The sequence below is a fragment of the Microcoleus sp. Z1_B2 genome (genome assembly GCF_036700325.1).
Taxonomy (GTDB): domain Bacteria; phylum Cyanobacteriota; class Cyanobacteriia; order Cyanobacteriales; family Microcoleaceae; genus Microcoleus.
The window spans coordinates 100409-116671 of record NZ_JAUBOQ010000011.1 but is presented as its reverse complement, the minus strand read 5'-3'; the positions used below and the strand labels follow the sequence as shown (position 1 = coordinate 116671).

General features: G+C 45.6%; 9 protein-coding genes. 2 read left to right on the top strand and 7 right to left on the bottom strand.

From position 1 onward, the window contains the following. The first annotated feature begins 519 nt into the window (after nt 1-519). A complete protein-coding gene (locus tag QT984_RS08695; RefSeq protein ID WP_333052778.1) occupies nt 520-1212 on the top strand; it encodes a DUF2259 domain-containing protein in 693 nt (230 codons plus the stop codon). Between the two features lie 553 nt (nt 1213-1765). On the opposite strand, the gene QT984_RS08690 is transcribed toward QT984_RS08695, so the two are convergent. The 4 genes from QT984_RS08690 to polA all read right to left on the bottom strand — a co-directional run bounded on the left by QT984_RS08690 (nt 1766) and on the right by polA (nt 8342). Then, complete coding sequence (locus tag QT984_RS08690; RefSeq protein ID WP_333052777.1) at nt 1766-3481, bottom strand: ATP-binding protein; 1716 nt, start codon at nt 3479-3481, stop codon at nt 1766-1768. Between the two features lie 351 nt (nt 3482-3832). After that, nucleotides 3833-4354 (bottom strand): hypothetical protein, encoded by a 522-nt coding sequence (locus tag QT984_RS08685; RefSeq protein ID WP_333052775.1) that lies wholly within the window; start codon nt 4352-4354, stop codon nt 3833-3835. A 215-nt stretch (nt 4355-4569) separates the two neighbouring features. Beyond that, on the bottom strand, nt 4570-5136 hold the full coding sequence (locus QT984_RS08680) for a thermonuclease family protein (protein WP_333052774.1): 567 nt from the start codon (nt 5134-5136) through the stop codon (nt 4570-4572). An 11-nt stretch (nt 5137-5147) separates the two neighbouring features. Further along, nucleotides 5148-8342 (bottom strand): DNA polymerase I, encoded by a 3195-nt coding sequence (gene polA / locus QT984_RS08675; RefSeq protein ID WP_333262631.1) that lies wholly within the window; start codon nt 8340-8342, stop codon nt 5148-5150. A gap of 221 nt (nt 8343-8563) precedes the next feature. Between polA and QT984_RS08670 the strand changes: the two genes are divergently transcribed. Then, complete coding sequence (locus QT984_RS08670; protein ID WP_333233827.1) at nt 8564-10009, top strand: J domain-containing protein; 1446 nt, start codon at nt 8564-8566, stop codon at nt 10007-10009. 47 nt (nt 10010-10056) lie between these two features. Here the strand turns inward: QT984_RS08670 and QT984_RS08665 are convergent, their stop codons facing one another. The 3 genes from QT984_RS08665 to QT984_RS08655 form a co-directional block, all read right to left on the bottom strand. Then, the gene (locus QT984_RS08665; protein WP_333052771.1) at nt 10057-11742 is read right to left on the bottom strand and encodes an EAL domain-containing protein; all 1686 of its coding nucleotides are present in this window, start codon (nt 11740-11742) and stop codon (nt 10057-10059) included. Continuing rightward, a complete protein-coding gene (locus QT984_RS08660; RefSeq protein WP_333052770.1) occupies nt 11742-14114 on the bottom strand; it encodes a PAS domain S-box protein in 2373 nt (790 codons plus the stop codon). The genes QT984_RS08665 and QT984_RS08660 overlap by 1 nt, the downstream gene beginning before the upstream one ends. Nucleotides 14115-14715: 601 nt before the next feature. Continuing rightward, entirely contained in the window at nt 14716-15906 is a 1191-nt protein-coding gene (locus QT984_RS08655) for a WD40 repeat domain-containing protein (RefSeq protein ID WP_333052769.1), read from the bottom strand. Nucleotides 15907-16263: the final 357 nt, after the last annotated feature.

The following is a 16263-nucleotide window of genomic DNA, read 5'->3' as shown; positions in this document are numbered from 1 at the left end:
TGATGATTGCTGTAGAGGCAATTGCTCGATCGCCCGTACAATTGTCATTGTAGGGAGTTGCGGAGGGGGGGCGGATCGGTGTTCCCCTATCTTGAGATAGGTATTTCCGTCCTGTGTAGCAGTCCCTCGCAAGGAAAAGCAAACTTTCGCGCCTAAAAGTTGGACTCTTGGATAAGACTGAGATGTTGCACCATTGTCAATAAGCTTTTTATGAACAGGCTTTTCGGCCTGTTCCACAAGAATAAAATTCACTTTTTGTGGAACAGGCCGAAAAGCCTGTTCTTGAGAATAGTGCAAGATGTGAGATAAGGCCAAATATCACATTAAAAATGCTTTTTAGTGCCACTTGAAAAAACGGCACATTCTTAAACAGTCTCCTGCTGCGGAAAATGCAGAAACACTCATGTAAATAGGAGAGAGGACTTGAGAACCGTCACAGTCCTATAGCGAAACCCGAAGCGTTATTGTTTTACTCATCAATAACAGCCGCTATAACTCTCACACATGGAAAAGATAGCTATGAAAATTTTACCTTTAATTTCGTTAGGAATTATAGCAAGTGCCGCGATCGCACTAGCCCCTGAAGCTTTGGCAAGTACCTGGCGTGCCGCACACCGGATGTCTGGTTTTTCCGCCGACAGCAATTACTACTTGTACCTAGAAAGTTCCAGAGATACAGGAGCGGGAATTCCCAAAGCAGAATTGCAAATTGTCCAAGTTGCTGCAAATTCCTGCATCAGAAATGGGTGTATCGAAACTAAATATGGCGAACCAGACTCCAATAAAAGCACTAAAATGGCAGAAGATGACTTGCTTAAAAAAACTTGGAATAGCAGGCAAACTTTGAAGTTAACTCCTCCTCACGCTGGAACTAAACTCAACATTATTTCTCGTACTCCCGGAGCTAATGGAAGCGAGACAGTCGCCGTCAGAGTCAATACAGCAAAGCCTTTACAAATTCGCCTAGAACAGCGGCAAAAAAATGCTTCTGCTGGCAGAGAAAGCGCCGCCATGCGTCTTGTAATTAATCATAACGGTCGGCAGCGTGTCCTCGGATCGCTAAACAATTTTCAAGATTGGGTGTTCTCTTATTCAATCCGAGAAGTTCGTTTGTCTCCGAACCGGCGCAATGTCGTTGTGCTGGTGGACAAGACAGAACGCACTTTTGAAGGAGTCTTGAAAACTACTGTTGTACAAGGCTTTCTTCTTTAGGCTTGCTATATTCCCAGGTTTTGACCTGGGAATTATCAAAAATTACGCAGAACCCCTATCTGTAAGGTGCACAACGCGCACCTACAGATAGAGCCTGTGCGTAAGTCCGGGTTGTTAATTATTCTTTATTGTGATAATTGATATATCAATACATTTTAAAATTTTCCTCTTCCTTCCTCCCTCTTTCTTTTTCCTGGAATATCTGCCTCCTGACTATTGATATCATGTCCGATGATTGAGCGCGATTAAATGCCGGGGCGGGTTTACAGATTTTCCCGTTTCTATTCAATATCTTGGCGAACCCGCCCCTACAGGAATTATGGTTAATTGACCGGACATGATATGACAAATGCTCAATCATTAATCCGTGTATCCGCGTCCAAATCCATATCTTGCCTGACAATCAAGCATCCAGGATACAAGCCCCCGGATTCATTCGTCCAGAAATAAAAAACCTGTATCCGAGAAACTTGCCCCCCGAATCGATCCGTAGGGTCAATGCTTCAATTCTTTAATCTAAAATCTAAAATCTAAAATCTAAAATCGATTGACTTCATGCCTGCATCACAACCCGTTCCGGGAGACTGACAATAAAAGTAGAACCTTTCCCGTCTTCGCTTTCAACGCTAATTTCGCCGCCGAGAATTTGACACAAACGCTGGCTAATTGTCAATCCCAAACCCGTCCCTCCGTATTTGCGGGTAGTCGAAGCATCAGCTTGGGTAAAAGGTTTAAATATCTGCTCTAATTGCTCGTTTGTCATGCCGATGCCGGTGTCGCTGACTCGAAACATTAAAACTTGAGAAGTGTAGCTTGAACCAGAGTGAATATCATTATTTTTATTTTGTTTGGTCGGTCTTGATTTTTCTATTTTCATTCTTTCGACGCCGATAGTAATGACGCCTTTTTCGGTAAACTTGGCAGCATTGCTGAGCAAATTAAGGAGAATTTGCCGCACTTTCGGTTGGTCGGCGTACATTGTACCGAGTTCGCCTTTGGTTTTCAGTGCTAAAGAATTGCCTTTTTTTTCTACTAGCGGTTGAGCCGTAGTCATCACTTCTTCAATCATGGTCGCCACGTCGAAGTTTTCCAAATAAAGGGTGACGTGACCGGCTTCTATTTTGGAAATGTCGAGGATGTCGCTAATCATATCCAGCAGGTGTTTGCCGGCGGTTTGAATTTTTTCTAAGTCTGGCAGAAAGTCTTCTGAACCCGAATCTTGAGCATCTTCTTGCAGCATTTCGCTGTAGTTAATGATGGCGTTGAGGGGGGTGCGTAGTTCGTGGCTCATGTTGGCGAGAAATGCACTTTTCGAGCGGTTGGCAGCTTCGGCTGCTACTTTTGCTTCGTGCAATTCTTCTGTGTATTCCGCTACTCTTTGGATTAGTTCGTTGAGGGAAATTGCTAGCATTCCCACTTCGTCGGAAGTAGTGACGGGTACTTGCAAGTCAAAGTTAGATTCTTCTGTCACTCGCTGAGCGATGAGGGTTGTGGCTTCTAAGGAGCGAGCGATCGCCCCGCTGGTGTATGCTGCTAGAATTGCTGCGATCGCACCTGATATCAAGAGAGAGCCTACGAGAATGAGAGTTCCGAGTTTTTCGGCATTTTCGTAGGTTCTCAATGCCTCGTCTGCTTTCTCGCGAAAGTTGACGGCCAGTTGGGCTGAATCCTCGGAAAACTGTTTGAGTTTCAAAGCAGTTTCGCCGGCCACAAAATTGTTCAAGTTCCGCCCGAAAGCCTGCTGCTGTTGCGGATTCAAAGCAGATAATTTGGCAGCAGCCAACAATTTTTGTACTTGTTGAAAGTATGATTCTACGGTTTTGCCGTTGGCTTGAGCGAACTGTTGAAGCTGTTGGTAGTCTTTGGCAACATCGGGATTCTTCGTCGGCGGTAGAGTTTGCAGTTGTTCGAGGATGCCGCTCATCTGAGCAACGCGAGTCAGGAATTCCGATCGTTCGCGATCGAAAATTTGCGGTTTGGCCGTCAGACTCGCGAGCTCTTGCTGCTGAATTCTGACTTCCTGCACCGTGTGATTGAGGTTTGTTAAGATTTCCGCTTTGTCTCGGTCGATCGCTAGTTTTTCTCTAACTTGCTGTTTGTGATAGGATTCTACTCCCCGTCCCGCCACAGCACCCAAAACGGCAATACCAATGACCAATGCGTATCCGCAGCCGATTTTCTGCCTGATACCCAAGCGGCCCAACAGACTTTTCAACCCTATTTGAGGACGGTTCTGCAGTTGATTTTTCAAAGCTAAGGTTAAAGACATGGGCAATGTACTCGTCACCTTTGAGAGGCACCATCTATATTCTAATTGATGCCTGTCTGAGGGTAAATAAAGTTCTGGCTTCAAGCCAGCTTTCGGCAGTTATTGGGCCTTTGCAGGGTTCCACAGCTCGATCGGCTTGACAGTTTGGATGAGTTATGCGTAACAAATTATAGCAGAAGGAAGAAGAAAGAAGGAAGAAACAGTCAAAGGGAGGGTTTGAGTGATTAAGAACCTACTCACCGTCGGGCGTGGTTGCGAGATAAGTTGCGAGTTATAAGTTGCAAGTTATGAGTTAGATTTCTGATTAAAAACTCTACTCTCCTGGCAACCTACAACTCTATCCTTGTTCCCCTACTGGCAAAGTCGAAATTGTGCTATCTCAGCAGGAATTCTTGAAGCATTAGGTACGCTAGCACTTGCTGGAACGAAGATTCCCAGGCCGTAACTGCAACCCTCTGCCGTCGTGCATTCCCCAGGCTTAGCACTGATTTGATATTCGCCTTGGGATGGGGGAGTAAAAGAGATTGACGCCAGTTCGCCTGTTTTTTGACTCACAGCGACTTCCTGACCGCTTGCATCCTTGAGAGATAAGTTTAAATCCTGGCAATTTCCATCGCAAGTGGCAACAAAAACATACTCCACATTAGGATGCAGCGTGGCTCTAAAAGGAGATGAAACTTGCTTGCGAACTTGGCCCAGCAACGGCACAAATACTAATTTTTGACCGTTGCCTTTCCGCTGATCAAATTCAGTTTTCAAGCGACAAACAACCGTTTTTTGGTCGTCCGTCAGTCCTTGAGCAATAGCATTTCCTACGATTGTAGTACCGAGGAGCAGGGCCATGCCGGAAATAACCAGATGTTTGATATTCATTGATGTCCGGTAAAGTTAATTTTGGGTGATTGCAATAGACCGCTTTTGTCAGCAGTCTATTAGTTTATCTGGAGCCTATCACATTTGTTGGGGAATTGGGAATTGGGCATAGGGCATAGGGCATGGAGAATTGGGCGTGGGGCATGGGGCATGGAGAACTGGTAACAGTTAACAGTCAACTGTCAACCACCAATAACCAATAACCAATGACTAAATCATTTCTTGCGAAAATCCCACGCGGGAACAAATTTAGAATCTCCCCAAACGCCGCGGCGATTTTTCTTAGCTTCTGCTTCCGCTTGTTCCAGAATACTTGCACTCGGACAATTTTTCAAGTAAGGACGGTAAACCATTGCTAATCCTTCGCGGGTCAAAACTTCTTGGGCAAATGTGCCGTTTGGCAAGCGAACTTCGCTCACTTTGCGGCCGTAGCGGTCAGTATCGGTGACGGTCAAAACAACGCGGCCGCCCCCTTGATTGACAAGCTGCTGCATTCTTTGGTGCGCTAGATTTCCCCACTTAAATTGATTTTTTTTTGCTGCTGCTTTGCTATTTTTTTCAGCATTTGTGTGGGCGACTTCCGGTGCATCTATGCAGGCAAAACGCACTTTTATATCTTTCCCGGCGGCATCGCTGGCGACAAGGGTGTCGCCGTCGCTGACTCGCTTGACAGCATAGTTGTTGGGCGCTAACTTTTGTGGACACCCGAATAGTAGCAATAGCAGAGCAACTGCACTTAAGGTTTTTATTTTTGGGAAAATGGCGATTTTAAGTTGGCTCATATTTCTGTGTTTTATTTAGTTTCCATCCAATTTTGCCCAGCGTGGATGTCAACTATCAGCGGTACCATACCGGGCGCATTTTCCATTGCACTTGTATTTTTCGGCAGAGCATTTTCCATCGCACTTATAATTGTCGGAGCACTTTCCATCGCACTTCTAATTTTTGGTTGCAATTCTTCCCATTCATCGGGAGGGACTTCAAAGATTAATTCATCGTGAACTTGCAGCAGCAGCCGCGCCTGATAGTTTTGCAAAATTTTGTGTACCTCAATCATGGCAAGTTTAATGATATCAGCACTGGAACCTTGAATGGGAGCGTTGGCTGCGGCCCGCAAAGATTGGGCGTCATCTCTGCTGAGAGATTTAAGTCGATCGGAGTGAATGTCTTGGGGATTGCGGCCTATTAAGTCGCGGAGGCTTTCGCTCTCGAAGTTTAAGTAACGGCGGCGGCCTAAAATTGTGGTAACGTATCCGAGGGCGATCGCCTCTTTTTTTACTTTCTCCAAATATTCAAAAACTTTACTATAGCGAGCGTTAAATTTAGCAATAAACTCCTTGCCATCTTTGGAAGTCTTGCCCATCGAACGACCAAACTTAATCGCCCCCATACCGTAAACTACCCCAAAATTAATCGTTTTGCCAAACCTGCGCTCGTCGGGAGTTATTTCTTCCTTTTCAAACAAAAGTTGAGCCGTCACGGTATGCACATCTCGGTTATTTTGATAAGCTTCAATTAACACAGGTTCTTGACTCAAATGAGCCAAAATTCGCAGTTCAATTTGAGAATAGTCAGCCGACACCATCAGCCAACCTGCTTCCGGTAAAAAAGCCTTGCGAATTTGCCGCGAAAACTCGGTGCGGATGGGAATATTTTGTAAATTTGGATTGGAAGAAGAAAGCCTTCCCGTACCAGTTGCAGCTTGGTTGAAATCTGTATGCACTCGCCCGGTATCCGCACGCACTAACTGCGGCAAAGCATCGACATAAGTTGATTTCAACTTGGATAATGTTCGGTGTTCTAATAAATCGTCTACAATCGGGTGGTCTCCTTGCAATTTATCCAAAACAGCGGCGTCTGTAGAGTATCCAGTCTTAGTTTTGCGAGACTTTTTCTGAAACTCATCCGGGATTTTTTCTAACAAGATTTCGCTGAGTTGTTTCGGGGAACCTAAATTAAACTTTCTTCCCGCTGCTTGATAAGTCTTTTCTTCTATTTCTTTTAAGCTCTTTTCTAGCTGTACTGACAGTTCTTGCAGGTAAGCTGAATCAATGCGAATTCCGCAGTATTCCATTTCAGCTAAAACTGGTTCTAGGGGCTGTTCTACTTCCAGCAGCAACTTCTGCAAAGACTTATCTGGAAAGCTAGATTCATCAGCTTCCTTCAATTTGGCTTTAAGTGCCCCAACCAAGTGAAATGTAGTGTAAACATCCATGCCGCAGTAGTCGGCTACTTCTCGAATGCTGATGTCAGCAATTGTTTGGTTTTTCGATACTAATTTATTATAACTTTTGGGATTATTGCGTAAGTATTCCCTTAACGATTCGCTGACACTGTGATTGTCTTCTGACTCGACTAAGTATTTCTTTGACAATTCGCTGAGACTGTGGCTGGTTTCGGGATTGAGTACGTAACTGGCTAGCATGGTGTCGAAGACGACTCCTGCTAGTTTAATTCCTTGACAGCGCAGGATCGATCGATCGAACTTAGCATTTTGCAGCGCCTTGGGATAATTCTCGCTTTCCAAAATCGGACGCAAAGCAGTTAAAACTGTGGCTTTGTCCAAGTTTTTGCCCGTTTTGTGTCCGGTGGGAATGTAAGCTACATCTTGTTCACCGGTTCCCCAACAGCAGCCAATTCCGACTAATTCAGCGTCTCGCGGTTCGATGGCGGTGGTTTCGGTATCCCACGCCACGGGTGTAGTTTTGTCGGTGAAGGTTTGTAGCCGTTGGACTAATTCGTTTAACTGTTCGGTTGTTTGAATTATTCGGGGTTTAATTGGTAATTTTTTTGCTTCCTGAGCGGCTAGGGTATCAGCATAAGTCCAAAACCATAAGGCATTTTCTTCTGAAATTTCAGAAGTTGGAGGTGACTTATCTATTGTGGGGTGGGCATCTTGCCCGCCCTGTTCCAAGGGCTTTTCTACACCCTCCAATGGCTGTTCTAGGGTGTTTTCCGACGAGGCAGAGCCTCTGGATATGTGTTCCCGGGCAGAGCCTGGGAACGAGGATTCTTCGGGTTTTTCCTTCTCTTCAACGCCACCAAAACGCTTTTGAATTTGTTTTACTTTGCTTAAAAATGTTTTAAATTCCAACTTTTCCAGCATGGGAATCAAGGCTGATTCGTCAAAACCTATAAGCTGGCAATCTTCTAAGTTGATTTCTAATGGCACGTCTTGGACAATTGTCGCCATGCGTTGAGAATGATAAGCAGCTTCTTTGCCTTCTTCTAGCTTTTTCTTAGTTGCTCCTTTAATCTCATCAATGGCTGCATAAATTCCATCAAGGGAATTGTAAGCTTCCAGCAATTGCAGGGCGGTTTTGTCGCCGATGCCTTTGACTCCGGGGATGTTGTCGGATTTGTCGCCGCAGAGGGATTTGTAATCTATTACTTGTTCGGGCAAAATACCGAGTTTGGCTTTGACTTCTTCCGGGCCGTATTCTTGGGATTTGCCTTTGCCCGATCGCCTGAGCTCATCCGTACTCAAATACAATACGCTGATTTGTTTTTCGGTTTCTACTAATTGAAACAAATCTCGATCGCCCGTGAGGATTTTGACCTGATAACCCGCCGCGCTGGCTTTGTTTGCCAAAGTTCCCAAAACATCGTCCGCCTCAAAGCCGGGAGCAGTTATTGCTGGTAAATTCAAATAGGTGAGGAGTTCTTGCAGGTTTTTGATATCGGGAATAAAATCTTCGGGAGTTTCCGCACGACCGGCTTTGTAAGTTTCGTCTGCTTCGTGGCGAAATGTGGGTGTGGCGAGGTCAAAGGCGATCGCCATGTACTGGGGGTCGTGGGCCGCCATTACTTCCAGCAGCGACTTGAGAAAGCCAAAACAGACGCTGGTGGGAATGCCTGTCGTAGTTCGCAAGCCTCCGTCTCGACTTTTGGCGAAGGCGAAGTAGGAGCGAAAGGCCAGAGAGTGACCGTCAACTAAGATGAAGATGGGAGCTTGATTTGCCGACACAGACACAAATACCGATCGCACGAAAGGATTTTCTCATTGTACTCAGTTGTCCGCCTGCATTGATCGACCGGAAGGATGACCGACAGACTTGAGAACGCTTGACCAAGAATTTCTTCATGTGGTACCCGCCACGTGATTGCTCCGTGGAATCAATCCAGAATCGAAAATCGAAAATCCTTGCGTCCCCCGCATTTATCTCGCGCAAGTCAATCTAAAATCTAAAATCTAAAATCTAAAATCGATTGACACTCGATCGGATCTCAGCTTACTGTGCAGCTTGGCTGAGAATAGTAGAAGATGTTAAGTATGATTCCCTAGGGGATAGCTTCGCTTCACGCGAATTTACCAACACCTGCCCCAAGCCTATGGCTGACATTAATCGATGCTACGAAATCCTCGAAATTGAGCCGGGAACTTCCCTAGAAGAAATTAAGCGCGCTTACAGGGATTTAGCGTTTGTGTGGCATCCCGATCGATTTGCCCACAACGATCGCCTGCAACAAAAAGCTCACCAAAGATTAACAGAAATTAATGAAGCTTACCAGGAGTTGGTGTTGTTTCTGAGTCAGCCTGAATCGAGGTCGATCGAACAACAGTTTCAGCAGCCACCACCGCCTGCGCCGGAAAAACCCCTGAGAAGGCGTTCTGCAAAATCAGCCGCCAGGCCTGGTCAAGAGCGCCGTCAAACCCGCCCAAAAGCCGCCTCCAAAAAATTTCTCACTCAAAAAAACTCTTCAAGAAAGAAACGATTTACCACTCACAGTCGCCCAGGGTGGCGGGGCACAAAGCAACCAGGGCGAAGCGTTGCGAGGAAAGCAGGGCGATCTCAAAACTATCGAAAGCTTACTTCGAGAAGGAAAACAGAATTTTCAACTCAATACTCAAAACCACGAATCCCGCCGAGGGAAGTGCGCCCATCTCAACAGTATTCAAGCTTCCCTTGGTGGCCGCTGGCAATCGCCGTGGTGAGTTACGCTTTGACCGGTTGGATTTTGACGAAATCAGCCGCCCCGCTGTGGATGTGGGCTTTAATCTGCGGTGCAGATTGGCTGTGGGCCGCGATTTTGCTGGCGGAGGGTTCGGCAACGCCTAGAGTGTGGCTGGCGGCGTTAGTTTTGGCTGGGGCGGTGGGGGGGTCGATCGCTGGTTTTCAGGCGGGAGGAATGGTCACAGGGGCTGCTTGGGCCGCAGTTGGGGCTGGTTTGGGGGCGATCGCCAGTTCCGAGGCCGAGTCGCGGGCTGTGGCTGTTGTCTTGGCTGTAGGGGGAGTGGTGGCAGTGGTGGGATTGATGGCGGGAACGGTTTCTGGGAATTGGGTTAAGGCGTTGGTGACTGCCGCGTGTTGGGCGATTGTCGGCTTGACGTGCGGGCTGGTGGCGGAAGTAGGTGTGCATTCTGGCGGCCCCGTCGGGCTCCGAGGTGCGATCGGGCTGGGGATTGGGGCGTGGGCGGGGGTTTTTGCTGGGGCGGGTTCGGGGGAGATCGTCGAAGCCTTGGCTATCGCCGGATCTAAGACTGTTTATGGGGCTTGGGCTGCGATCGGCATTATTGCTGGAGTTGTGGCGCGGATGGTAGCTGCTGAAAGGTTGATCCACAACGGCAACGGGCTTTATACGGTTATCCTGTTGGTGGCTACTTCCGGTTTTGGGCTGTGGCTGGGAAGCTGGTTGGGCGATCGTATCTTTTAAATCAGTTAACAGTCAACAGTTAACAGTCAACAGTTAACAGTTAACTGTCATGAGGATTGCAACCGGAATTGATGTAAATCCCAGCACTTATCGCTTTTCAGCAGCGCTTCAAACTCAGCGCTTGGCAAAGCTGGGCTGAAAAGATGGCCTTGAATTTCGTCGCATTCGTACTCGCACAAAAAATCAAGTTCTTGCTTATTTTCTACCCCCTCAGCCACCACCGTCATGTTCATGCAGTGTGCCATTTGAATAATCGCTATTGTGATCGCTGCATTTTGGCGATCGTCTGCAATATCGCGAATAAAACTCTTGTCAATTTTGATCGCATCAAATGGAAAGCGTTTTGGATAACTCAAAGAAGAATATCCCATTCCAAAATCATCAATTGCTATCCTAATCCCCTGCTCTTTCCACACCGTAAAAGCTTTAGCTGCTGCAATTTCGTCTTGCAAAACCAGACTTTCCGTCAGTTCTAATTCCAAACACTTGGGATCGAGAGCGGTTTCTGTTAATATCTCCCTGACTCTTTCCGTGAAATTTTTGCGCTCGAATTGACGGGCTGACACGTTAACTGCGACTCGCAGGGGCGGTAAACCTGCTATTTGCCATGTTTTAGTTTGCCTGCAAGCAGTCTCTAATACCCATTCACCCAACGGCGCAATCAAGCCCATCTCTTCAGCCATTGGAATAAATTCCCCCGGAGAAACTCGCCCCCGTTCAGGATGATTCCAGCGCACCAAAGCTTCAGCACCAATGATTTTACCTGTTTTAATTGCTATTTTAGGCTGATAGTAAATTTCAAATTCTGAGCTTTTTAACGCATGGCGCAGGGAAGTTTCTTGAAGAATTGTATTGATGAAATAATTAGCATTTGTGGGATTATAAAAATGATAATTATTGCCGCCTTTCTGCTGAGATTCATACATTGCTATATAAGCATTTTTCAGCATTTCATCTCCGTCGGTGCCGTCTCCGGGATACAAGCAGATCCCGATACTAGCAGTGACATAGACTTCGCAATCTTTGACAATCATAGATTGGGATACAATATCTAAAATGTTTTGAGCAATTTTAGCCACATCCTGTTTTTCGGCCACTGGTTTAAGAATCAGCGCGAATTCTGCCGCTTCCAAACGAGCAACAATATTAATGTTTTCCATGCAGTTAGTTAGCCGCTGGGCGATGGTGCAAAGCACTGAGTCGCCGATATCGTGTCCCCAGGTAGTGTTAATGCGGTTGATTTTATCTAAGCTAAGCGTGATAACTGGAACGACTCCTGACAATTCTTTTTGACCCTCTAATACTCGACTTAACTTTTCTCGCAAAAATGAACGATTCGGCAGGTTTGTCAAGCTGTCATACTGATGTCGGTAGAGTGCCAGTTGAATAGTTGTATGCAAGTTTTTTTCTTCAAATGGCTTGACAATATAGCCAAACGGTTTTGTACTATTGACTCGTCGCAAAGTAGTTTCATCGGCATAGGCTGTCAGATAAACTACCGGGATTTGAAATCGCAAGCGAATTTCTTCCGCTGCTGTAATGCCGTCGATTTCTCCTTGGAGGTTAACATCCATTAAAACTAAATCCGGGCGCAACTTGGCGGCCGATTCAATCGCTTCTTCTCCCGAATATACCATCCCAGTTATTCTATATCCTAGAGATATCAAACTGTCGGAAATGTCTTCCGCAATGATGCTCTCGTCTTCAACTATCAGAATTTTTTTGTTGGACACTAAATTTTCTCCTTAGAGTGCAATTTGGGCTGATAAAAGGTTATTCTAAAAGTCGTGCCAGCAGTTTCCAACAGTTCTATTCCCCCCCGGATTTGCTTGACTAAAGACCCCACAAGTCGCAAACCCAATGTTCGGGCTGTGCGATAATCTAAGTCTTGAGGAAAACCAATTCCGTTGTCACTCACGGTTAGCACGCAAAATCTGTTATTATCTAAAGTGAAATCTATGTTAATTTTACCTTTAAGTTGTCCTTTAAAGGCATATTTGAGGGCGTTTGTCACAAGCTCGTTGATAATTAACCCGCAAGGAACTGCCGTATCAATATTGAGAGAACACGGCGCAATATTTGTTTGCAAGTTGACGCCTTCTGCATGATTTTCATAAGCTTGGAATAAATTGTGGGCGAGATTTTGGATGTATTCAGCAAAGTCAATGTTTGACAAGTCTTTGGATTGATACAATTGTTCGTGAACCAGGGCCATTGATCTGACTCGGTTTTGACTTTCTTTTAACATTTCACTAACGCGGCTGTCTTGAATGTAGCGAGACTGAAGTTTCAGCAGGCTAGAAATAACTTGGAGGTTGTTTTTGACGCGGTGGTGAATTTCTTGGAGAAGGACTTCTTTTTCGGCGAGGGAGGCTTTGATTTGATCCTCATCCCGTTTGCGGTCTGTAATGTCGCGTACTACAGCTTGGAGAAATTTTTGTCCGTTAATTTCCATTGCGTTTAACAGAACTTCGGCAGAAAATTCTGAACCGTCGAGTCGTTGGTGTACCCAGTCAAATCGACAGCTACCTATGAGCATTGCTATGTTCATTTTCTGTGCAGCTAAACTGGCTGAATCTTGTCCGTTAGGCTGAAATGGCGGGGAAAATTCCCTCGGATGCTTGCCGTAAAATTCTTGTTTGTTGCTACAGCCAAATATTTTTAAGGTGGCGGGGTTGCAGTCAAAAAACTCATGTTCGTCAAGCAACATTACTGCGTCGCTGGTGGCTTCATAAAGGCTGCGAAATTTGTGTTCTGATTCTTGCAACGAGCAGATCAATTGGTTTTTGAGAGCTTCCGCACGCTTGCGATCGGTAATGTCTATTCCTACAGAAACTGCTGCGGTTCCCTGATGATATTTCTGAGCTACTATCAAATAGTTGCGGACGAAACCGTTAATTTCTATTTCTATTTCTTGGCAGGTTTGCTGAGATGAACTGTTAAAAAAAATTCGGATCAGTTCTCCGAAAGTCGAGCCTTTGTCGAGAAAGTTGATTTCTTGACCGACAAAGCTTTCAGGAGACAGGTTGAATGAGGTTGCTAAGTGCTGGTTGACTCCGATATACCGCAAATCGGAACTGATCCAAGAAATCAGTCCGGGTACGGCATCCAAAACGGCGCGAAGTTGGTCTGTAGCTTCTTTGAGTGCTTCTTCCGATCGCTTGCGATCGCTAATATCTGTCGCCGTTCCGCACAACCCTAAAATAGCGCCGTTTTCAGCTTGGTTGACGATGCTGTTGACGCGCAGGTGGACGGGAGTACCGTCTTTGCGAAGGTGCACTGTTTCGTAAGGAGAATTAGCGCTTTGTGGCTGAATTTTGGTTCTCGCTAAAAGTTGGGCAAATATTTCTCTTGGTCTATTTTCTTGACCGGGAACTAAAAAATCGGTGAAGCGCCGTCCGATCATTTCTGGCGGTTCGTAACCGTAGATGCGTTTGGCGGCGGAATTGACAAAAGTCAAGAGGCCTTCAATATCGATCGACCAAATCAATTCTTGGGAGGTTTCTACGAGGTTGCGGTACTTTTTTTCGCTTTCGGCAAGTGCTGCATTGAAGACTGCCGTTTGCTGCTGAAGTCTGTCTTCTAATTCTTGATTTGCCGTTTTCAGACTGGCGATGGACTGCTCGCGCTCGGTAATTTCAGTAGAAACACCGACGGCGCCGACAACTTCGCCGTTTCCATCTCGCAGGGCTGCCGATCGAATTTCGTGAATACAATGCCCCTGTCGGGCATTCCAATTGCGATCGTTTCCTGCTAATACCTCGGCAATATTTTCTAAGATATCTGGCTGGCTGCTGTAAACTTCAAAAATCGATCGCCCGACAGTTGCACCTGGTTTGAGTCCCAAATTTTCTAATCCTTTCCCCGCTGCCAGAGTTAACTTGCCTTCTCTGTCTGTTGCCCACAGGAAAATTGGGGCACAACTGACAGCGGCGTGAAGGGTTTCGTTGGCAAGTTTTAGCCGATCGATTTCTGCGTGAAGCCGATCGCGCGTGCTGTTTAATTCTACCGTTAGTCGATCGGCTTTTTGCTGCCAACTGGCAGCCGTATCGCACATTTCTACGAGATTGCGGGAACGACAGATGGATTGGTTGCAGTGTGACATGGTTACTCTAGGGCGCACTGTATATTTAACCCCAGCCTATCTTTTAAGCATAAACTTTTTAAGTCAAATATTACAATTAGCAGGAATACTCATCCAACCAAGATGCGATATATTAAAGCTAGTTTAAAGGATTCAGAAAATGCTCCTTGCTCAGGCTTTCTGGCAACAGTTCACAAATTGATAATAAGCTGAATAATGCCTGTAACTCAGTATTCTTACGGTAACTATTTGTAGTATTGCAAAAATAAATTCCGCAATTCTCGGCTTGCACAATAACTGGGATTGTAAATTTATTATATTTGTTTGCGTAGATTCACGCACCGAGGAATCTGGAATCTGGAATTTAGAAATATAGCCAGCGCGCCCGACCGTTAGGACGCGCTTAGGATCGCGAATTAAATAACTTACAATTTTAATTGTTATTGTGGGATGGGCGGGACGCCCATCCCACAAACTTGTGGAAGTTATTTAATTCTCATTCCTTAATTGCACTTGTCCCATGCGTATCGCCTCTGCCTTCTTCCTTCTTCTTTCTGCCTTCTTCCTTTTTCCCTCTTCCCTCTTTCTTCCATGCGCTACATAATCCGTTGCCGAACTTCCTTCAATTAATTCCCCAAATTTTGACAGTTTTGTCGATACTGCCACTGATAATAGTTTCACCATCGCTGCTAAAAGTAAGACAAGTAACAGAGTTTTGATGTCCGCTGAGAGTATGAATATGTTCGCCGGTACTGGCATTCCAAAATTTGATATTACCATCGGCACTAGCACTGACAACAGTGAGTCCGTCGGGACTAAAGGCGATCGCATTTATCGAGTTAAAATGCCCGGCCAAAGTGATTGAAGTATCTGGATTCGATAGCTGCCGCAGTTGAATGTTTCTGTCCCAGCCGCCAGTAGCCAAAGTCTGCCCGTCTGGGCTGAAAGCCAGACAATTCGCGTAACCTTTAATTGTTTGAAAGCATTCTCTGCTGCGGAGGTTCCACAGTTTAATTGTACCGTCAGAACTGCTGCTAGCGAGAGTTTGTGCGATCGGGCTAAAAGCAAGACTAACAATTCCTGCTTTATGAGCTCCCCAAGTTAAAAGATTGCCAAAAGTACAGATTAACTTTCCCGTCTCTAAATTCCAAATTTTGATTGTAGTATCTGCCGAACCGCTGGCGATAACTTGACTGTCGGGACTGATGACAATTGCGCTAATTTCCGCTTCATGTCCGAGGGAAGTATGCCGCAATTCTCCTCCTTGCCAAATTTCAATCGCACGATGTTTCGGAGTATTTCTGCTTCTCACAAAAACTTCGCTTTCTTGGCAAAGGACAAAAGTTTCTTGAGCGCGGGGATACTTGTCAACAGTATAGAGTATTTCTCCTGTATCTACATCGCAAATTCTAATTATTTTGCCGTGCAAACTCGCCGTGCGATCACCTCCGGGACTAATCGCAACATTTGTCCCAGTTTTGACAGTGCGGATACAGTCAAAAAGCTTGTAAGGCACGAAGTCTTTTAAAGCTTGGCGGACTAGAGGTTCTGTCCTCGATCGCAAAATTAAATAAGCAACTCGCTGCACTTCTGCTGCGGGGTCAAGCAGCGCCTCAATTGCTAAATCTAAACCAGCGCCTCCGTATTTAGGAGCATCTTTAACAGCGGCAATCCGCGACTCAATACTAGGACTGGTGAAGCGCTGCTTGACCCCGGCGATGCCTCCCAAAACAGCGGCGGCGATCGGGATTTGACTTTGGCCGCCGAGGACGGCATCATATTCTCTGGGTTGATTAGAATTGTCGGGCATCATAGGATTTTAGATTTTAGATTTTGGATTTTAGATTTGAAGAATTGGAGGATTGAAGAAAGCGAACTCACGGATCAATCGGGGGAATTGTTGTCGGATATATCGTATTGTTTAGGTTGCTTACAATTATCGGCTATCATACGATTTTAGATTTTAGATTGAAGAATTGGAGGATTGAAAAAAGCGAACTCACGGATAAATCGGGGGAATTGTTATCGGCTACTATGTTTTTAATTTCTGCACAGATGAATCCGGGGGCTTGTAACCGGGCTGCTTTCGCTGACGCTAAAACCCGGTTTAAGCTCGCAACTTATAACTTATTGACTGTTGCAGTTTATAGTATTATAATCAAATTAGCGT